The organism is Streptomyces sp. NPDC001315 (assembly GCF_042896175.1).
GTDB lineage: Bacteria > Actinomycetota > Actinomycetes > Streptomycetales > Streptomycetaceae > Streptomyces.
Genome location: NZ_JBIAWZ010000013.1, coordinates 147007 through 164901 on the forward strand (window position 1 = coordinate 147007; position 17895 = coordinate 164901).

Annotated in this window: 19 protein-coding genes; 6 read left to right on the forward strand and 13 right to left on the reverse strand. The window is 72.1% G+C overall.

Annotated elements, in window-relative coordinates; genetic code table 11:
• Positions 1–2 precede the first annotated feature (2 nt).
• The 4 genes from tgmB to ACFY16_RS29655 all read right to left on the reverse strand — a co-directional run bounded on the left by tgmB (position 3) and on the right by ACFY16_RS29655 (position 3168).
• Positions 3–989 (reverse strand): ATP-grasp ribosomal peptide maturase, encoded by a 987-nt coding sequence (gene tgmB / locus ACFY16_RS29640; RefSeq protein WP_390650246.1) that lies wholly within the window; start codon positions 987–989, stop codon positions 3–5.
• A gap of 16 nt (positions 990–1005) precedes the next feature.
• The gene (gene tgmA / locus ACFY16_RS29645) at positions 1006–1197 is read right to left on the reverse strand and encodes a putative ATP-grasp-modified RiPP (RefSeq protein ID WP_385781546.1); all 192 of its coding nucleotides are present in this window, start codon (positions 1195–1197) and stop codon (positions 1006–1008) included.
• A gap of 158 nt (positions 1198–1355) precedes the next feature.
• The gene (locus ACFY16_RS29650) at positions 1356–1637 is read right to left on the reverse strand and encodes a YkvA family protein (RefSeq protein ID WP_390650247.1); all 282 of its coding nucleotides are present in this window, start codon (positions 1635–1637) and stop codon (positions 1356–1358) included.
• 361 nt (positions 1638–1998) lie between these two features.
• Positions 1999–3168 carry a hypothetical protein gene (locus ACFY16_RS29655; protein ID WP_390650248.1) on the reverse strand — a complete coding sequence of 390 codons (1170 nt, stop codon included), beginning with the start codon at positions 3166–3168 and terminating at the stop codon, positions 1999–2001.
• Between the two features lie 151 nt (positions 3169–3319).
• On the opposite strand from ACFY16_RS29655, the gene ACFY16_RS29660 reads away from it, so the two are divergent.
• Entirely contained in the window at positions 3320–4114 is a 795-nt protein-coding gene (locus tag ACFY16_RS29660) for an SDR family NAD(P)-dependent oxidoreductase (RefSeq protein ID WP_390650249.1), read from the forward strand.
• Positions 4115–4588: 474 nt separating this feature from the next.
• On the opposite strand, the gene ACFY16_RS29665 is transcribed toward ACFY16_RS29660, so the two are convergent.
• From ACFY16_RS29665 to ACFY16_RS29680, 4 genes are all read right to left on the reverse strand, one after another.
• A complete protein-coding gene (locus ACFY16_RS29665) occupies positions 4589–5206 on the reverse strand; it encodes a DUF2064 domain-containing protein (RefSeq protein ID WP_390650250.1) in 618 nt (205 codons plus the stop codon).
• On the reverse strand, positions 5203–5937 hold the full coding sequence (locus ACFY16_RS29670; RefSeq protein WP_390650251.1) for a glycosyltransferase family 2 protein: 735 nt from the start codon (positions 5935–5937) through the stop codon (positions 5203–5205). The genes ACFY16_RS29665 and ACFY16_RS29670 overlap by 4 nt, the downstream gene beginning before the upstream one ends.
• Before the next feature lie 278 nt (positions 5938–6215).
• Positions 6216–7223 carry an NAD-dependent epimerase/dehydratase family protein gene (locus ACFY16_RS29675; protein WP_390650252.1) on the reverse strand — a complete coding sequence of 336 codons (1008 nt, stop codon included), beginning with the start codon at positions 7221–7223 and terminating at the stop codon, positions 6216–6218.
• 9 nt (positions 7224–7232) lie between these two features.
• Complete coding sequence (locus ACFY16_RS29680) at positions 7233–7466, reverse strand: hypothetical protein (RefSeq protein ID WP_390650253.1); 234 nt, start codon at positions 7464–7466, stop codon at positions 7233–7235.
• A gap of 174 nt (positions 7467–7640) precedes the next feature.
• Between ACFY16_RS29680 and ACFY16_RS29685 the strand changes: the two genes are divergently transcribed.
• The 4 genes from ACFY16_RS29685 (at position 7641) to ACFY16_RS29700 (ending at position 9826) form a co-directional block, all read left to right on the forward strand.
• Positions 7641–8051 carry a hypothetical protein gene (locus ACFY16_RS29685; RefSeq protein ID WP_390650254.1) on the forward strand — a complete coding sequence of 137 codons (411 nt, stop codon included), beginning with the start codon at positions 7641–7643 and terminating at the stop codon, positions 8049–8051.
• A complete protein-coding gene (locus ACFY16_RS29690; RefSeq protein WP_390650255.1) occupies positions 8048–8824 on the forward strand; it encodes a hypothetical protein in 777 nt (258 codons plus the stop codon). Before ACFY16_RS29685 ends, ACFY16_RS29690 begins: the two co-directional genes overlap by 4 nt.
• A 38-nt stretch (positions 8825–8862) precedes the next feature.
• Positions 8863–9384 carry a roadblock/LC7 domain-containing protein gene (locus ACFY16_RS29695; protein ID WP_390650256.1) on the forward strand — a complete coding sequence of 174 codons (522 nt, stop codon included), beginning with the start codon at positions 8863–8865 and terminating at the stop codon, positions 9382–9384.
• Positions 9385–9451: 67 nt separating this feature from the next.
• Complete coding sequence (locus tag ACFY16_RS29700) at positions 9452–9826, forward strand: hypothetical protein (RefSeq protein ID WP_390650257.1); 375 nt, start codon at positions 9452–9454, stop codon at positions 9824–9826.
• A 15-nt stretch (positions 9827–9841) separates the two neighbouring features.
• Here the strand turns inward: ACFY16_RS29700 and ACFY16_RS29705 are convergent, their stop codons facing one another.
• The 3 genes from ACFY16_RS29705 to ACFY16_RS29715 form a co-directional block, all read right to left on the reverse strand.
• Positions 9842–10267 carry a hypothetical protein gene (locus ACFY16_RS29705; RefSeq protein ID WP_390650258.1) on the reverse strand — a complete coding sequence of 142 codons (426 nt, stop codon included), beginning with the start codon at positions 10265–10267 and terminating at the stop codon, positions 9842–9844.
• 408 nt (positions 10268–10675) lie between these two features.
• Entirely contained in the window at positions 10676–11641 is a 966-nt protein-coding gene (locus ACFY16_RS29710; RefSeq protein WP_390650259.1) for a DUF1152 domain-containing protein, read from the reverse strand.
• Positions 11642–11718: 77 nt separating this feature from the next.
• Positions 11719–12654 carry an oxidoreductase gene (locus ACFY16_RS29715; RefSeq protein ID WP_390650260.1) on the reverse strand — a complete coding sequence of 312 codons (936 nt, stop codon included), beginning with the start codon at positions 12652–12654 and terminating at the stop codon, positions 11719–11721.
• An 80-nt stretch (positions 12655–12734) separates the two neighbouring features.
• On the opposite strand from ACFY16_RS29715, the gene ACFY16_RS29720 reads away from it, so the two are divergent.
• Positions 12735–13349, forward strand: coding sequence for a TetR family transcriptional regulator (locus ACFY16_RS29720; protein ID WP_390650261.1), 615 nt, complete (start codon positions 12735–12737; stop codon positions 13347–13349).
• Between the two features lie 126 nt (positions 13350–13475).
• Here ACFY16_RS29720 and ACFY16_RS29725 read toward each other — a convergent pair whose 3' ends face one another.
• Both ACFY16_RS29725 and ACFY16_RS29730 read right to left on the reverse strand, forming a co-directional pair.
• On the reverse strand, positions 13476–14840 hold the full coding sequence (locus ACFY16_RS29725) for an FAD-dependent oxidoreductase (protein ID WP_390650262.1): 1365 nt from the start codon (positions 14838–14840) through the stop codon (positions 13476–13478).
• A 124-nt stretch (positions 14841–14964) separates the two neighbouring features.
• A complete protein-coding gene (locus ACFY16_RS29730) occupies positions 14965–17775 on the reverse strand; it encodes a SpoIIE family protein phosphatase (RefSeq protein WP_390650263.1) in 2811 nt (936 codons plus the stop codon).
• Positions 17776–17895: the final 120 nt, after the last annotated feature.

Here is a 17895-nt window from a genome sequence, read left to right on the forward strand (position 1 = left end):
ATTCAGCCGTTCGCCATACCCGAGCAGTTGACATGCTCCGGCCGCTGCTCCGGCACCGACTGGGCCAGCCATTCCGCGATGCCGCGGGCGATGGGCTGGCCCGTGTCCACCTCGACGAAGCCGAACTGGCCCGACTGGTTGCACTCCAGGAACCACCAGGTCCCGTCGGCGTCCTCGGCGAAATCGAAAGCGCCGTAGGCCAGTTCCGCCTCGCGGAGGTAGGCGTGCACGCCGGTGGCGATGCGCGGCGGCACCTCGACGGGGTGCCACGGCACGGCGGACGAGGCGTAGCGGACGTCCACCTGGTCGGGGTCGGCGTTCGGGTCGGTGGCCTTGCGGGCGGCCAGCATCCGGTCGCCCGCGACGGTGAGCCGGATGTCGGCACGTTTGGTGACCCGGCGCTGCAGCAGCGTAGGGCCGTAGGCGACGGCGGTGAAGTCGGCGTCCGGGGCCACCCGGCTGGTCGGCACCGCCCTGGGCGGATCCTGTGGGTGCGCGCCCGAGACGGGTTTGACCACCAGGTCCGGATAGCGTTCCGCGAATTCGCGGGCGGCCTGCGGGAAGGTCGTGATCAGGGTGGCCGGGACAGGCAGTCCGGTGCGCTGGGCGAGCCGCAACTGCCAGGGCTTGTGCCGGGCACGGAAGGCCGCGTCGGGATGGTTCATCCAGCGTGCTCCGCTGTCGCGGAGCATGCCGTAGAGCGCCTGTGAGGACTCCTCGGTCAGCCAGGCGGAGGACCCGGCGGCGCGTGCGGCCGGGGCGCCGGGCCTGCGCACCCAGACCGAGCGCAGACCGTCGATGCTCACCAGGCGGCCCGCGGAGGACAGATGGCCGCGAAAGGTGCCGTGGACATACTCACCGGAGAGCGCGACGCCGTTGGTGAGGTCGGCCGGATCGAGCCGGACCACGGGGACGCCGGTCGCGTTCAGGTGGACGACCACCATGTCCGCCGTGACGTCCTCTTCACAGGTCAGGATCAGTACGGTCATTGTCGGCGGCTCGTGTTCAGTCGTCGAAGTGGGTCTTGGAGCCCGCCGTCGAGGTGGTGGTCCCCAGTTCTCTCAGCAGGGCGTGGTCGCGGGCGGCTATCCGGCCGTCGAAGAGTACGTTCAACTGCAGTCCGGAGTCGTAGGCATACGGAGTTGCGAACTCCAACTCCGCCGCCGGGCGTGCGTAGTTGAGCGCGAACGGTTGCATGGTCTCTCCCTCTTCGGTACTGCCTCGATCAAGCGGTGTCGCCCGGCCACCACACTCGGCCCGCTGTCTTGCAGCGACCCCCCAGGTACTTATACGAATCGAACGAGTGATTGGTTTCCTTACTCTGCGTGACGATCGGCGCTTGGGGCGCCGGTGCGTCAGCCCTCGGCACCGGTACGGTCGGGAGAGCGGTGCAGGGTGCGGAGGGCGAGCAGGAGCACGCCGATGTCGTCGAGATAGACAGGATCGGGCAGCACGTCGGTCGGCAGTACGAAATACAGGACCGCGCCCCAGAAGACCCAGCGCGGTCCGGTCGGAAGTCCCGCGCGCCGCAGGCCCCGTCGGGCACGGACCAGCCGCACCAGCACGCCGACGGCCACGGCGAACAGGGCCACCGCCGCTACCACGGCGACGGCGACGAACGTGGTGGTCGAATCCACGGACCCTCCCTCGCGCGGTATACCGCGCCGCGTCTGGTCTTCCCCGTTTCTTTCCCCCGCTTTTGTTAGTCGAATGCCCGTTTTTGTTGGAGGAACGCCCGTTTCCGGCAGGGGCTTCACCAGGCTGCTTCACCCACGTGGCGAGATGGGCGACGGGTGCCCAGGAAGGGGCAGGGGGCAAGGGACTTGTCCGCTGCGCGCTCAGGGGGCGCCGGTGAGGTCCTTCAGCCCGTCAGGCCGAGGTGGGATCGGCCTCGTCGATCCAGTGCGCCTCGATGTCGGGGACGTCGGCGTGCGCGGGCACGCGGTAGCACCCCAGGTCGGACTCCGACCGAAGGGGGATCGCTCGTGCTGTCCTCGGTCAGTGCCCTGCCGACGACCCGCCCCAGCCGTCGGCCGGGGGCTCCGCCCCGGCTCCCCGGTCGGTGGCGTCGGCAGTCCCCGCCGGGCGCAGGCCCTTCGGGCCGCTCTTGAAGCGGTCCAGGGTGCGGGTCAGCTGCTGGAACGGGAAACCGCCCTGCCTGCCCGGCACGGGCCGTGCAGCGCCGGCGGACTCGCGGTAGGCGGCCAGGGCCTCGTTGGCCCGCTCGGCGGCCTCCCGGTACAGGTCGCGGGACTTCGTCATGGCATCGAGCGCCTCGGCGTACATCGCCACGAGCTTGCGCTCGCGGTCGAGCTCCTCCTCCAGCGTCAGCAGCCGCCAGTCCTCCCGCAGCGCGGTGAGGGCAGCCTCGGCACCGGTCGGCAGCGGCCTCGGCAACGCGGCGAAACGTGTCACCGCGTCTAGGAGGTCGGTCGGCTCCGAGCCGTCCAAAAAGACACTGCGTACGGCGAAGTCGGCGCCGTCGTACTCGGGCGCGGCCGGGCTTCCGGGCAGTACCACGGCGCCGCCGCGCGGCAGCTCCACACCGAAATCGCGCAGGGCCCAGTTCACGGCGCGCAGTTGGTGCGGCGCGGCGCGGTGCTCCACGACACGGTGGTGCAGGCCGGGTCCGAGCAGCGGGGTCAACGGGCGGCGGCCGCGCTGGTCGGGGGTCATGGCCTCGTGGACGACGACGTGGACGGCCCAGCTGCCGCGCACCGCGGTGCGCAGCAGGCGCCGTAGCTCCTTGTCGTCCTCGGGGAGCGGGTTGGTGTCGAGGAACCTCAGGCGCGTGGCCGCCTCGTGGTCCCAGGCGGTGTCGCGCTCCTGGGGCCAGAACATGGTGGCGGGGGAGGGCCAGCGCTGGTCCCACGGCTGCTCGGCCTCCGCGACCAGCGCCCAGTCCTGCCCGAAGGCCGAGTCCTCCGTGAGCGTCAGCCGGGCCCGTACGGTCACGTCCGGCGCGACCAGCCAGCGGGCCTCGAAGATCCGTTCGTCCGTGGCACTCTCGGACTCCGGCACCTCCAGGAAGTCCCGGATCGCCTCGGCGTCCTTGAGCAACTGGAGGTTCTTGCGCAGGACATCGGCCGCGGCCGGTCCGAGATGGCGGCCGCGGACGAGCCAGACCGTGGGGGGAGTGGTGGGGTGCGTGGTGGGAGTGGTCGGCATAAGTCCATTTTGGGGCGGGGGCGACGTGCGACTGCCAGTATGTCGCCGCGCGTCGCGCACGATCAGGCGGGGGTCGCCCTGCGGGGACGTGAATCGTCGGAGAAGGTGGGCAGGAGCACACCGGCCGACCGCACATCCGAAGGAGTGATCCATGAAGCTGGACCTAGAGGGACGGACCGCGCTGGTGACGGGCTCCTCCCAGGGCATCGGAGCGGCGATCGCGGCGGGCCTGGCCCGCGCCGGAGCCCGGGTCGGCGTCAACGGCCGCGACCCCGACCGGCTCGCGAACAGCGTCGAGGACCTCCGGGCCGAGGTGCCGGACGGGGTGTTCGTGCCCGTCGCGGCGGACCTCGGCATGGAAGAGGGCGCCGCCCGCGCGGTCGACGCGTTGCCCGACGCCGACATCCTCGTGAACAACCTCGGCATCTTCGGCGCCCGCCCCGCGCTGGAGATCAGCGACGACGAGTGGCGCCGCTACTTCGAGATCAACGTCCTGGCGGGCGTCCGGCTGACGCGCGCCTACCTCCCCCGGATGACGGAGCGCGGCTGGGGGCGCGTCCTGTACATCGCGAGCGACTCGGCCGTCGTCATCCCCGCCGAGATGATCCACTACGGTGTGTCGAAGACCGCCCTGCTCGCGGTGGGCCGCGGTTTCGCCAAGGAGGCGGCCGGTACCGGCGTCACGGTGAACTCCGTCATCGCCGGGCCGACGCACACCGAGGGCGTCGAGGACTTTGTATACCAGCTGGTGGACCGCGACCTGCCCTGGGACGAGGCGCAGCGCGTCTTCATGCGCGACCACCGCCCGCAGTCGCTGCTCCAGCGGCTCATCGAGCCCGAGGAGATCGCGAACCTCGTCGTGTACCTGAGCTCGCCCCTCGCGTCCGCCACCACGGGCGGTGCCGTCCGCGTCGACGGGGGATACGTCGACTCGATCCTTCCGTAGCGCATCCCCCGGTCGGCCGACCCGGTGCCGCCCGGCGCGTGCCGCACACCGGGTGCGCGGTGTTCACTCCACCCCACCGGCGTTCACCCGTGTTCGCGGCACGCTCCGGCCCCGACAATCGTCTGGCGAAGGGGACCCGCCCACCATCCGCGTCGGGGCGGGTTCCGTTCGCCCCCGACCACATCCGCGCATGCGCCACCGGAAAATCTGGGCTGCGTCCCCGGAGCGCCCCGGTCGTGCCGCCGGTGTGGAAGAAGGAGGGAAGGCACGGACATGAACACCAATGTCCTGCGTACCGCCGACGGCTGATCACCGGAACGGGCCACGGCTCGGTGATCGCGGCCGGTGTGCAGGGCGTCGGAGTAGTGATCGGCGCACCAGGAGGGAGCGGAGGGTGGGAGCGGGGCGCGTGGTGACGGCCTGATCCGGCCACCGCCGCCGTGGCCGCCGTGTCGTGCGTGCTGTTCGCGGCGCTCATCGGCCGGTGACCGCCCGCAGCCGGCCCAGTTCGGCGGCGAAGCGGGTGCCGGGTGCGGACGCTGCGACCGCCTCCGCGTCGGCAGCGGTGTCGACGTCCCGAAGGAGAGGCAGATCGCGGACGCGCAGACCGGCGGCGACGAGTCGTTGCCGCTGGACGGTGCCGGTGGTGGGCGTCGACATGGGGACGCCGCGCAGCAGGGCCGGGTCGGGGGAGGCGAGGCCGAGGGACCAGAATCCGCCGTCCTCGGCCGGTCCGAAGTACGCGTCGTGGTCGGCGAAGTCCACGGTGAGCAGCTCGGGTGTCACCTGGGGGGTGTCCATGCCGATCAGCAGGGCCGGGCCGTCGCATCCGCCGAAGGCGGCGGCGAGGCGCTCGTCGAGGCCGCCCGGACACTGCGGTACGACGTCGAAGCCGGGCGGCAGCCAGGGCCCCGGCCTTCCGGCGAGGACCAGGAGGCGTCGCTCGACGGGGGTTCTCAGCACCGTGCGCAAGGTGTCGGCCAGCGCGGCTTCCGCGAGGAGCGCCGCTTCCCGCGGGGTGAACGGCGGCGTGAGCCGGGTCTTGACGTGTCCCGGCAGCGGCTCCTTGGCGATGACGAGCAGGGTGGTCATCGGACGGTTCCTCCTCGTAGTGGTCCTCGCGGTGCCGCGGACGCTCGCGGTGCTTCGGCCAGGACGCGTCTCATGTCCCGTACCGCCTGCCAGGTGCCGCGCCAGGTGCCGGTCACCTTCGAGGCGCCGGCGCGCGGCAGGTACGGCACGTCGTGTTCCGTGATGCGCCAGCCGGCGTCGGCGGCGCGGACCACCATCTGGAGGGGGTAGCCGCTGCGCCGGTCGGTGAGGTCGAGGCCGAGCAGCGCCGAGCGGCGGGCGGCGCGCAGCGGCCCGAGGTCGTGCAGGCGCAGTCCGGTACGTCGGCGCAGCATCCGGGCGAGCGCGAGGTTGCCGACCCGGGCGTGCGCGGGCCAGCTGCCCCGACCCTGCGGGCGGCGTCGCCCGAGCACCAGGTCGGCGTCGCCGTCGCGCACCTCGTGGACGAAGGGGACGAGCAGCGCCGGGTCGAGGGAGGCGTCGCAGTCGCAGAAGCACACCGTGCCGGCGGTGGCCGCGGTCAGCCCCGCGTGGCAGGCGGCGCCGAACCCGCGGCGCTGCTCGCGGACGACGGTCGCGCCGAGCGCGCGGGCCAGCTCCGCCGAGCCGTCCGTGGAGCCGTTGTCCACGACGAGGGCGCGCCAGCCGGGAGGGATGCGTTCCAGCACCCAGGGCAGGGCCTCGGCCTCGTTCAGGCACGGGAGGATCACATCGACGTCGGGTGGTGCGGTAGAGGTCGTCACGGTCTTCACTCCACGGACGCGAAAGCCGCATATCGGGCGTCTGTTCCTTACGGTACGCGGACGTCGGAGGTGGTGGGCGGCCCGGGCGGGGGCCTGCTGCGACGCCGGCCGTATGGAGCAGCAACCGTACGAGCCGACGGCCGCCCGGGCCGTCGCTGCCGGGCGTGGGCCGGCCGGAACCGCCCGGGTCCTCGTCGTCGACGACCCCACGGTCTCCGAGGTCGTCCCGGATACCTCGACCGCGCCGGCCACCCGGTGGACCGGGCCGCCGGCGGACCGGCGCCTGGTTACCGGGCGTCCCCGCGCAACCGGGCCCGCGCGAACTCCCGCATCCCCTCCGCGAACCCGATCCCCGCCTTCCAGCCGAGGTCGGAGCGCAGCCGGGAGGAGTCCGCCGTGATGTGGCGGACATCGCCGAGCCGGTACTCCCCGGTGACGACGGGCTCCGGCCCGCCGTACGCGGCGGCCAGCGCCCGCGCCATTTCGCCGACGGTGTGCGGCTCGCCGCTACCGGTGTTGTACGCGGTGAGCGCTCCGCCGGGCGAACTCCCCTCCAGGGCGGTCACATTGGCCGCGGCCACATCCCGTACGTGCACGAAGTCCCGCCGTTGCCGCCCGTCCTCGAAGACGCGCGGCGCCTCGCCCCGGGCGAGCGCGGAGCGGAAGAAGGAGGCGACGCCGGCGTACGGGGTGTCGCGGGGCATCCGGGGGCCGTACACGTTGTGGTAGCGCAGCGACACCGCCGAACCGCCTGTCGACCGGGCCCACGCGGCCGCCAGATGCTCCTGGGCCAGCTTGGTCGTCGCGTACACGTTCCGCGGGTCCACCGGGGCGTCCTCCCCGACCAGGCCGGGCGACAGATCCTCGCCGCACACGGGGCAGGCGGGCTCGAAGCGCCCGGCCGCCAGGTCGGCGACGGGCCGCGGCCCCGGCCGCACCACCCCGTGGCGCCCACACACGTAGCGCCCCTCCCCGTACACCACCATCGACCCGGCCAGCACGAGCCGTCGTACGCCAGCCTCGGCCATGGCGGTGAGCAGTACGGCGGTGCCGAGGTCGTTGTGGGAGACGTACTCAGCCGCGTCGGCGAAGCCGCTGGCCAGCCCGACCATGGCCGCCTGATGGCAGACGGCGTCCACCCCGGACAGGGCACGGGAGACCGCCGCCCCGTCGCGGACGTCGGCGCCCGGGTCCTCGCGCACGTCGAACACGACGGCCTCGTGCCCGTGCTCCGCCAGCGCCTCGACGACATGGGACCCGATGAACCCGGCACCGCCGGTGACCAGTACACGCATATCCGCACGCTAGGCCCCGGCCCTCGGCTGCCACAGCGCCACGCCGGGCACGTTGCCGTGGGCGGGGACGCCGGCGAGATCCTTCAGCACTCGGGCCAGGTGCAGCAGGTTCCAGGCCATGAAGGTGGTGCTGCGGTCGGTGAAGAAGTTGTCCGGGCCGCCGGTGCATCGGTGGCGGGCGACGAAGCGGTCACACAGCCCTCCCAGAGCCTGCCGCCGCACGTCGCGCGGCGACGCGTCCACATCCGGGTATCCCTTGACCTGTGGAAAAGCAGGTAGGGCGGTTGCGACCCGCAGCACCCCCGGGTTGTGCCGCATGTTCCACTGGAAATTGCCAAAGCCCTCACCTGAAGCCGACACATTCCGTAGTCTCGGCGTCACGTTCGCGGTACATCCGTGCGGGGAGGGGGTTCCTGCATGCCCGGAATCGACGAGAGTCTGCTGGACGCCATGCGTGTGCCGGGCGCCCGAGGAGCGTCGGTGGTCGACTGGATCAGTGGGCTCGCCCTGGGCGTGGTCGGCGAGGCATCGGGCGGAGACCACGAGGCGACGGCCGTGGAGACGGCGGAATTCGCCCGCGCGGCCCTCGAAAGCCGCGCCTTCGCCCCGGCGGGCGACGATGACCGTCCGGAGCCGGATCCGGGCGTGGCACCGCCCGTTGAGGACCTGATCGTCACGACCGCCGACTCCTACCACGTGCTCCGGTTCGTCGTCACACCCTTCGACAGCAGCGTCTTCCTGCACCTGTGGCTGGACCGCACCGCCGGAAACCTGGCCCTGGCCCGCATTCGGCTGGCCGAGACGGCGGACCGACTGGTGCTCGGATGAGCCTGTCACCGCTGACGGACGCCACAGTCCTGAACTCCCTCGAAACCCTCGCCGCCGACCGCGCGACCGGCGCCCTCACCAGCGAGCGTGGCACCTTCTACCTCCTGGCCGGAGACGTCGCGCACGTCGACTCCCCCTTCGCCCCCGACCTGGGCGTGCTGCTCACCGGCAGCGGCGCCGTCGACCGCGACGGCTGGCGGGAGGCACTCGACCAGGGCGGCACGCGCCGGCGCGTCGGCCGTCAACTCGTCGACAGCGGACGGCTCGCCGCCGGGGCACTGGAGCTGTGTCACCTCGGCGTGCTGTTCGACGCCGCTTACTTCGCCCTCGGCCACACCGGCCGCGCCCCGCGCTTCCGGCCCGGCATCGCGCACTGGCTCGGTGCGGTGCGTCCCGTACCGGTGGACACCGTCGTACGCGAATCGCAGCGGCGGCGTGAGCAACTCCAGCGCATCTGGCCCGAGCCCGACATCGACAGCTCCCCCCTCGTGCGGGTCCCCGGCGCCCACGCGGAAGCGCTGCCCACCCGGCGCGACCGCACGCTGGCACAGGTGGACGGAGCGCGTACGGCGGCCGAGATCGCGTCGGCGCTGGCCTGGCGGACGTTCCCCACCCTCGTCGAACTGCGCCGCCTCGCCGCCGACGGACTCGTCACCGCCGTATCCGCCCAGCCCGTGCCACCCGACCCGAGCCTTCCCTGGCACACGGCGACCCAGGACGAGGTCGACACAGCCCTGCTGCGCCGGCTCCGAGACGCCTTGGAGGCACTGTGATCCGCGCGCGCCGACAGCGTGCCGAAAGGAGACTGTTCATGGCCGTCGAGGCCGACGTCCTGAGCGAACTGCGCCGACTGCGCACCCGCATACCCCAGCTGACGGGGTCCCTGGCGGCCAGCGCCGACGGTCTCGTCCTCGCCCAGGACCTGCCGGACGCCGAATCGGAAGGACTGGCGGCCCTCACCGCGGCAGCCCTCGGCGTCGCCCACCGCATGGTGGACACCGCCAGGCGCGGCGAGTTCTGCGAGCTGCTGGTGCGCGGCGCCGACGGCTACGTCGCGACATACGCGGCGGGTCCGTCCGCCGTGCTCACCCTGCTCGCCGACGGCCGCGCCAACGTCGGCCGGCTCCATCTGGAGGGCCGGCGCAGCGGTGCGCGCATCGCGGAACTCGTCGCGGCCCAGGCCGATGCCGACCCGGTCGCGCACGCCCCCGGGCGGACGATCGCCGCGAGCGACACGACGGCACCCGCCGATCAGGGCCGCACCCTCGGCACACTGCCGCTGCGCATACCGCAGCAGTCCCGGCACCGGCTCCGGCCGGACACCGGCGGCTGAGCGCACCGCACGCCCGATCCCACTCTTCACCCCCTTCACCACTGACTGATCCGGAAGGACCTGACGCATGGCCAACTTGGAGACCTCGCTCAAGGAATGCCTGAGCTCCATCGACGGCGCGACCGCGGCAGCCCTCGTCGACCACACGAGCGGCATGGCGCTGGGCACGATCGGCGGCGGCAAGGACTTCGACCTGGAGGTCGCCGCAGCGGGCAACACCGACGTCGTCCGGGCCAAGCTGCGCACCATGGAACACCTCGGTCTCCAGGGCGAGATCGAAGACATCCTGATCACCCTCAGCACCCAGTACCACCTGATCCGCCTGCTCAAGGGCCGCGACGGCACAGGGCTGTTCCTCTACCTCGTGCTGGACTCCGGACGCGCCAACCTGGCGATGGCCCGGCACCAACTGCGCAAGATCGAGAGCGACCTGGAACTCTGAGCGTGCCGCTCCAGGTCAGCGCCGGCCGCGCCGGCCGGGCATCTCCCGGTCGGCGGCGTCGCCGACCGGCGGCCCGCTGAATCCGCCGGGGACGAGGCGCGGCGGCCCCACCCGAGGCGCCGACGTCGTGGGCGCGGAGCGCTGCTCGGGCGGCTGCCCGAGCGGTGCCGCCCGGCCCAGCACCCGGGTGTGGGGCATCAGCGGGGCACACACGGAGCAGACCTCGCTGAGCGTCCACACCTGGCCCACCGACGGATCGTGGCGCAGGACGAGGACGACCACACCCCCGCAGGAGACCCGGGTGCCCTCGTGCAGCACGCACCTGTGCTGGCGGCACGAGCAGGCGGCGTCGGGACGTACCGCCGCCGCCCTGGCATGGGCGGCGGCATGGGCTTCGGCGAACCGGCGCAGGGCGGCGACGTCGCGGGAACGAGGAGGCATGCTGCAGGGCGAGGAGCAGCTGACAGAGGCGGTGCGGTCGCGATGACCCGTCACCCGGATCGTCCAGGACCGACCGGGGCGACGAGCCGAGGGCGCGTCAGGGTACGTGAGAGCCAAGACCACATGTCCTTCGCGGGAGGTCGGGAGGTGTCGGGCGGAAGAGCCGCTGAAGGAGATCTACCCGGACTCACGTCACTCACAGCATGCGCGAGACGTCGGATTTTCCCACGCCGGCGCATACCGGCAGACGGCTCGTCGACGGCTGCCTGAACTCGTCGCACCGCCGTCCGCGACCGAGTTCCGGGGCGATTCGGTCGCCCCATGTCTGACGCCCGATTGACCACCTCCTCCTTCTCCTCCTTCCTCGTGCCCGGCATCTTCCGGGCCTGGCCCGGGCGGCGGTCCCGTTCAGTGAGGGAAGGCGCGTGGCGGGCGTTGCCTCGGCACCTCGTCGCGGAACTCCTCGATGACCGAGCTGATCTGTCGGGTGAGGGCGGTGTTCTCGAGCCGGTCCAGGTAGAGGTTGCGGCGGGCCAGGCCGAGGGCGTCGACGCAGAAGTACAGGGCCATGAGCGGGTTGACGAACAGTTCGCTGTTCCTGGTCCGCTCGGTGAAGCGGACGTCGCCGAACTCGCCTCGTACGGCGGCGGCGACGGACCCGTTGACGATGCTGGGGTGGTCCGGCGTGCACTGCTGGGCGTGGGCCACCGCGTCGACGTAGAGGGCGCCCTCGCGGCTGTCGTACGGCAGGGAGAACGCCCCCAGATAGGCGCCCTCGCGTTGGAGAGCGGCCAGGTTCTCCAGCACCAGGGAGTGGTTGACCCCGTGGTACGCGTCCACCCCGAAGCCGAGGCACGCGACCAGCCGGTGCTCGACCTCGCTGAGTCCGGCGACCGCGCCCAGGCTGGCCATGTCCTCCTCGGGCGTGCCCAGTCCGTGCTCGTCCCCGCGCATCAGTATGTCGGTGCCGCCGTCCACCAACACGATCGCGTCGACTCCGCCCAGGTGCTGCAACAGTGCGCGGTACGCGGCTCGCAACGGAGTCACGCCGGTACGGGAGAAGGCGTACACCGTGGCCGGCAGGCCCTGCTGCTCCAGCCACCGCGCGAGGGTGCGCTCGGGGAAGTAGTCGCCACGCGCCGACGTGTCCGGGCGGACGGCGGCGACGTCCTGCTCCAGCCACACGTCCAGATCCAGGCCGTACAGGTCGGCGAAGGACAGGTTGGCCAGGTGGACCTCCTTGCCGGCCGACCGCAGGGCGAGGGCCAGCGGAAGCCCGGCGTAGACGTCGAAACCGCCGCCCGCACCGGCGACGAGGATCCGCCGTGCGTCACGCAGACGGGTGAAGAGGGGAGGCTCTTGGAGGGTGAACACCGGGGGAAGTTAACAGGGCTGCGGTACGGGACCCACCGGTTTTCGCGGATGGCTGTTCGAGTTCGGCGGGCCGGCGCTCAGACCGGTGCCGAGAACGCGAACCGGACGTCGGTCAGCCGCTCCGACACCTCCCACAGGCGGCGCCCCGTCCCGGCGTCGGCCGCGGCGTCGGACAGCCGTACCCGCTTCGGTGCGCCGCGCAGCTCGCCTCTGCCGTCCGGCCCGATGAACTCGCCGCTCTCGACGTCCGTGGCGGTCGCCGCGTACAGCTGGGGCAGCGCGCCCCGGTCCGGGGACTGCGCGAGCGGGGCGAGGACGCGGCCGTACAGCACGCGCACGAGGCCGACCGGTGCGCTCGTCTGGAGGTTCGTCGAGGTGTATCCGGGGTGCGCGAGCACGCTGCGCACCGGGCTGCCTGCCTCGGCCAGGCGGCGGTGGAGTTCCCGGCCGAAGACGGCGTTGGCGAACTTCGACTGGTTGTAGAAGGCCATGGGAGAGTAGCCGCGTTCGCCGGTGAGGTCGTCGAAACGCAGGCGTCCCTGCCGGTGGTTGAGCGAACTCACGGTGACCACACGAGGCTCGCGCCCCGCGCCCAGCAGGTCGAGCAGCAGGCCGGTGAGCGCGAAATGGCCCAGGTGGTTGCAGGCGAACTGCAGTTCGTGGCCCTGTGCGCTGAGCGTGCGTGGCGGTGCCATCACCCCCGCGTTGTTGACGAGGACGTCCAGACGCCGGTGATCGGAGCGCACCCGGTCGGCGAAGGCGTGCACCGAGTCGAGGTCGGCGAGGTCGAGGTGGCGTGTCTCGAGATGCGCGTGCGGTTGTTCGGCGGTGATCTGCGCGACCGCTCGACGGCCCTTGTCCTCGTCGCGTACCGCGAGGATCACCCGCCCGCCCTTGCGGGCGAGCGCCCGGGCGGTGGCCAGACCGAGGCCGCTGTTGGCCCCGGTGATGACGGACACCCGCCCGGTCTGGTCCGGAATCTGGTCGGCGGTCCAGCGCTGCTGCTTCGGCATGCGGCATACGCTGCCGCGCATGGCACTAGGTGTCAAGATGGCACTCGACGCCATGTGTGGCATCCAGGTATTGTGGTCCGGTGACCTCCCGTCCCGACATCAGCCTGGCCGAGCGCAAGCGGCAGCTCGTTGCGAACGAACTCACCGAATCGGCCTTGCAGTTGCTGGCGTTGAAGGGGTTCGACGCGGTCACTGTCGACGAGATCGTGGCCGCCGCGGGCGTGTCCAAGCGGACGTTCTTCCGCTACTTCGCGTCCAAGGAGGATGTGGTCGTCCAGTTCCTGGCCGGCATGGGCGCCGACATTCACGCCGAGTTCTGTGCCCGCCCGCGCGACGAGCGGCCCTCCGTGGCGCTCCGGCATGCTGTCCTGGCCCCCGTCGAGGCCTGCGCCGACCATCCCGACCACGCCCAACGGGCCCTGCGCGTGGTGCGGTTGATCCTGCGCACCCCCGCCCTGTACGCGCGCTTCCTGGAGCGCCAGGCGCAGTGGCGTGACGACCTGGCGGCGGAGCTGGCGCACCGTCTGGACCGCGACCCCGCCGGCGATCTGTACCCGCGGCTCGCCGCCGGAATGGCGCTCACCGCCTTCGACGCGGTGCTCGAACGCTGGAGCGGAAGCGACGGCGCCGAGGACCCGGCCGACCTGACCGACCGGGCCTTCGCCGTCCTCGCCCCCGCGCTGGACTCCGTCTGACGGGCGGGCAGCGACAGCCGTTCGGTGTGCGGGCGGCAAAAACGACGGGCCCGGCGGCAGAACTGCCTCCGGACCCGTCGGTGTCGGCCGGCTGCGGTCACCCGCGGCCGGCCGGCGTGCAGCGATTCACGCGCCGCTCTCCCTGAGCATGTCCTCACGCTCGACGAGCTTCACGCGTTCCCGGCCCTGGGGCTCGCCCAGCGCCTTCTCGGCGGCGTCCAGCTTGTACCAGCCGTCCCAGGTGGTGAAGCGGACGCTGCGCTCGGCGAGGAACGCGTCCACGGCCTCGGGCTCGGGCGAGGCCGGCGCGTGGAGGCGGCCGTTCGCGTGGTCGTCCAGAAGGTTGGACACCGTCTCGTTGGCGTCGCCCTTGGTGTGGCCGATCAGGCCCACGGGACCGCGCCGGATCCAGCCGGTGACGTAGACGGACTGCAGGTGCGCGCCGCTCTCCTCGATGACCCGGCCGCCCTCGTCCGGGACCGTGCCGGAGTCGATGTCCCAGGGCAGCTTGGGCAGCTTGTCGGACAGATAGCCGACGGCGCGATAGATCGCGGTGACGTCCCAGTCCTTGAACTCGCCGGTGCCCTTGACGTTGCCCGTGCCGTCGAGGGCGGTGCGCTCGGTGCGCAGGCCGACGACCTTGCCGTCCTCGCCGAGGACCTCCGCCGGCGACTCGAAGAAGTGCAGGAACAGCTTGTGCGGCCGGTCGCCGACGTCGCGGATCGCCCAGTTCTCCAGGGTCTTGGCGACCATGTCGGCCTGCTTGTTGCCGCGCCGGGTGGCGATGGAGCCCTCGTCGTAGTCGATGTCCTCGGGGTCGACGATGACCTCGATGTTGGGGGAGTGGTCCAGCTCCCGCAGCTCCATCGGGCTGAACTTCGCCTGCGCCGGTCCGCGGCGGCCGAAGACGTGGATCTCCAGCGCCTTGTTGGCCTTGAGTCCGTCGTAGACGTTCGGCGGGATCTCCGTCGGCAGCAGCTCGTCGGCCGTCTTGGCCAGGATGCGGGCCACGTCGAGCGCGACGTTGCCGACGCCGAGGACGGCGACCTTCTCGGCCTCCAGCGGCCAGGTGCGCGGCACGTCGGGGTGGCCGTCGTACCAGGACACGAAGTCGGCGGCGCCGTAGGAGCCCTCGAGGTCGATGCCGGGTATGCGCAGCTCCCGGTCGGCGGTGGCGCCGGTGGAGAAGATCACGGCGTCGTAGAAGGCGCGCAGGTCGTCCAGGCTGATGTCGGTCGGGTAGTCGACGTTGCCGAAGAGGCGGATCTGGGGCTTGTCGAGCACCTGGTGCAGGGCCGTGATGATGCCCTTGATGCGGGGGTGGTCAGGGGCGACGCCGTAGCGGATCAGGCCGAACGGGGCCGGCATGCGCTCGAAGAGGTCGATCGAGACACCGGGGTCGGCGGCCACTTCGGACTTCAGCAGCGCGTCGGCGGCGTAGATCCCGGCGGGGCCGGCTCCGACGATGGCTACCCGCAGGGGGCGGGGCATGATCAGGTTCCCTTCGAGCGGTGACAAGCTACTCGACGGGAAGCCTAAACTAAGGCAAACCTTAGTAGGTACGCGGGTCCGGTCTATGAGCTCATAAGCGTCATTTATGGGTCGGCGGTGGGTGTCAGGGCAGCTGCTGCTCCGCCCAGATGACCTTGCCGTTGGGCGTGTACCGGGTGCCCCAGCGGTCGGCCAGCTGTGCGACGAGGAACAGGCCGCGGCCGCCCTCGTCGGTCATGGCCGCGTGGCGCATATGGGGCGAGGTGCTGCTGCTGTCGAAGACCTCGCAGATCAGACTGCGGTCGCGCAACAGGCGGACGCGGACGGGGGCGCCGCCGTAGCGGATCGCGTTGGTGACCAGCTCGCTGAGGATCAGTTCCGTGGTGAAGGTCAGCTCGTCCAGGTCCCATTCCGCCAGCCGGCGCGTGACCCGGGCCCGTACGTCCTTCACCGCGGCCGGATCCATCGGCACCTCCCACTCGGCGACGCGGTCGGCGCCGAGCGCCCTGGTGCGGGCCACGATCAGGGCGATGTCGTCGCTCGGCCGGGCCGGAAGCAGGTCGTCGAGCACCACCTGGCAGGTGTCCTCGGGTGACGCCTCGGCGCGTGTCAGGGCGGTACGCAGCATCTCCAGGCCGGTGTCGATGTCCCGCTCGCGGTCCTCGACCAGTCCGTCCGTGTACAGCACGAGCCGGCTTCCCTCCGCCAGCTCCACCTCCGCCGTCTCGAACGGCATGCCACCGACACCCAGTGGCGGTCCGGCCGGGACGTCCAGGAAGTCGACCCCGCCGTCGGGCCGGACCACGGCCGGCGGCGGATGGCCGGCGCGGGCGAGGGCGCAGCGCCGGGAGACGGGGTCGTAGACGGCGTACAGGCAGGTCGCACCCGTGACGGGCGCGCCGGCCCCCTCCGCCGCCTCGTCCTGGTCGATACGGCCGACGAGTTCGTCGAGCAGGGCGAGGAGTTCGTCGGGCGACAGGTCGAGGGCGGAGAAGTTGTGCACCGCCGTACGCAGCCGGCCCATCGTGGCCGCCGCGTGCAGACCGTGGCCCACCACGTCGCCCACGACGAGCGCCACCCGGGCGCCGGACAGCGGCAGTACGTCGAACCAGTCGCCGCCGACCCCCGCCTGCGCGGGCAGATAGCGGTAGGCGATGTCCAGGGCGCCCTGGTCGGGCAGATTGCGGGGCAGCAGGCTGCGCTGCAACGTTTCGGCCATGCTGTGCTCGCGCGTGTAGCGGCGGGCGTTGTCGATGGAGACCGCGGCGCGGGCGACCAGCTCCTCCGCGAGGGCCACCTCGTCCTCGTTGAACGGTTCCGGCTGCTCCGAGCGCCAGAAGCTGACCACGCCCAGCACCAGGGCTCCCGCCCGCACGGGCACGGTGATCAGTGAGTGGATGCCGTACCTCACGACCTGTTCGGTGCGTTCGAGATCCTGGGCGCGCCAGCCCGGCGCCTGGTCGAGCCGGGGTTCGCTGACGGCCCGGCCGGTGGTGACGCTGCGCGCCTGCGGCGAGGACGCGACGAACCGGATCTGCTCGCCGACCGCGTAGAGAGGGGCGTCCTTGCGGATGCCGCTCGACGCCGTACGGCGCACCACGTCGCTCGCCTCCGGCTCCTCGCCGCCCAGGACGGCGTCGAAGAGGTCCACGGTGGCGAAGTCCGCGAACCGGGGGACGGCCAGTTCGGTCAGCTCCTCCGCGGTCCGGGTCACGTCCAGGCTCGTGCCGATGCCCACCCCGGCGGCGTAGAGCAGGTCGAGGCGCTCACGCGCCGCCTCCGCCCGGCCGGACAGGGCACGCAGTTCGGTGGAGTCGCGCAGCGTGGCCACGCTGCCGGGCGGGCCGCCCTCGAGGTCCGTGGGCCGCTGGTTGATCGCCAGCAGCCGGTCGCCGACCAGATGCACCTCGTCCGTCGCGACCCGGCCGGAGGAGAGCAGGCCGGCGGTGTCGGGATCGAGGCCGAGGTCGAGTGCATGGCGCCCCTCGGCGTCGTCGGGCAGGTCCAGCAGCCGACGTGCCTCGTCATTGACGAGCAGCAGATCGCCCTCGCCGCTGACGATGATCACCCCTTCCCGTACGGCGTGCAGGACCGCGTCGTGGTGCTCGTACATCCGGGTCATCTCGCGTGGCCCCAGGCCGTGGGTCTGCCGCAGCAGCCGTCGGCTCGCCAGCGCCGTGCCCGCCGTGGCCAGGGCGAGGCCCACGCCCGCGGCGCCCAGCAGGATCGGCAGCTGCCGCTCCGCGGCACCGCCGACGTGCGCCGTGGTGATGCCGGCCGACACCAGACCCTCGACCGAGCCGTCGGGCGCCTTGACCGGCACCACGGCCTGCACCAGCCGGCCGATGGTTCCGTTGATCTCCTCGACCACGGTGCCGCCGGCCAGCGCGGGCTGGAGCGTCCCGACGAACTTCTTGCCTATGCGGTCCGGGTTGGGGTGGGTGTAGCGGACCCCGTCGGTGTTCATCACGACGATGAAGTCGACCTTCGCCGCCTGGCGGGCCGCCTCGGCGCGTGGCTGGAGTACGGCCGTGGGGTGGGGGCTGCGCAGCGCCTCGCGGATCCCGGGGGAGTTGGCGAAGGTCTCGGCGACGGCGAGCGAACGGTTGCGCGCGTCCGTCGTACTGTCGTGCCGCACCTGGAGCACCAGCGCCACCACCGCGGCCACGACCAGCAGCAGCACGATGACCACGTTCAGTACGAACACCTGCGCGGCGAGGCTGCGTCCGCCCAGGGCGGACCGCAGTCCCGCGACTTTTCCCCACCGCGGTCGGCTCCCGCCGTCCCGGTGCCCGGCCGACGTACGGTCCACCGAGCCCGACCGCGTCTGCCGCTGGCGCTCGCGCGTGCGTCGGTAGCGGTCTGGAGCGCGCTGGGTGCGCTGACCGCCGGGACGGGTTGACCGAGGCTCCGCTCGACCCGGGAGTCGAACCATGTGCCATGTCTACACTGCCGGACGCCGGGTGGCGAGGGGCGTCACCCCTTGTTACAGACCGCATCCTCGCCGGGCGAAGGGCCTACGGGCCGTCCGTGGGACCGCTGTGGAAGCCGCCGC

What these genes read in the sequence shown, in the direction of transcription:
- tgmB (WP_390650246.1), bottom strand. Translation starts at nt 989, where the DNA reads ATGACCGTACTGATCCTGACCTGTGAAGAGGACGTCACGGCGGACATG.
- tgmA (WP_385781546.1), bottom strand. Translation starts at nt 1,197, where the DNA reads ATGCAACCGTTCGCGCTCAACTACGCACGCCCGGCGGCGGAGTTGGAG.
- ACFY16_RS29655 (WP_390650248.1), bottom strand. Translation starts at nt 3,168, where the DNA reads ATGCCGACCACTCCCACCACGCACCCCACCACTCCCCCCACGGTCTGG.
- ACFY16_RS29660 (WP_390650249.1), top strand. Translation starts at nt 3,320, where the DNA reads ATGAAGCTGGACCTAGAGGGACGGACCGCGCTGGTGACGGGCTCCTCC.
- ACFY16_RS29665 (WP_390650250.1), bottom strand. Translation starts at nt 5,206, where the DNA reads ATGACCACCCTGCTCGTCATCGCCAAGGAGCCGCTGCCGGGACACGTC.
- ACFY16_RS29675 (WP_390650252.1), bottom strand. Translation starts at nt 7,223, where the DNA reads ATGCGTGTACTGGTCACCGGCGGTGCCGGGTTCATCGGGTCCCATGTC.
- ACFY16_RS29685 (WP_390650254.1), top strand. Translation starts at nt 7,641, where the DNA reads ATGCCCGGAATCGACGAGAGTCTGCTGGACGCCATGCGTGTGCCGGGC.
- ACFY16_RS29690 (WP_390650255.1), top strand. Translation starts at nt 8,048, where the DNA reads ATGAGCCTGTCACCGCTGACGGACGCCACAGTCCTGAACTCCCTCGAA.
- ACFY16_RS29695 (WP_390650256.1), top strand. Translation starts at nt 8,863, where the DNA reads ATGGCCGTCGAGGCCGACGTCCTGAGCGAACTGCGCCGACTGCGCACC.
- ACFY16_RS29700 (WP_390650257.1), top strand. Translation starts at nt 9,452, where the DNA reads ATGGCCAACTTGGAGACCTCGCTCAAGGAATGCCTGAGCTCCATCGAC.
- ACFY16_RS29705 (WP_390650258.1), bottom strand. Translation starts at nt 10,267, where the DNA reads ATGCCTCCTCGTTCCCGCGACGTCGCCGCCCTGCGCCGGTTCGCCGAA.
- ACFY16_RS29715 (WP_390650260.1), bottom strand. Translation starts at nt 12,654, where the DNA reads ATGCCGAAGCAGCAGCGCTGGACCGCCGACCAGATTCCGGACCAGACC.
- ACFY16_RS29725 (WP_390650262.1), bottom strand. Translation starts at nt 14,840, where the DNA reads ATGCCCCGCCCCCTGCGGGTAGCCATCGTCGGAGCCGGCCCCGCCGGG.
- ACFY16_RS29730 (WP_390650263.1), bottom strand. Translation starts at nt 17,775, where the DNA reads ATGGTTCGACTCCCGGGTCGAGCGGAGCCTCGGTCAACCCGTCCCGGC.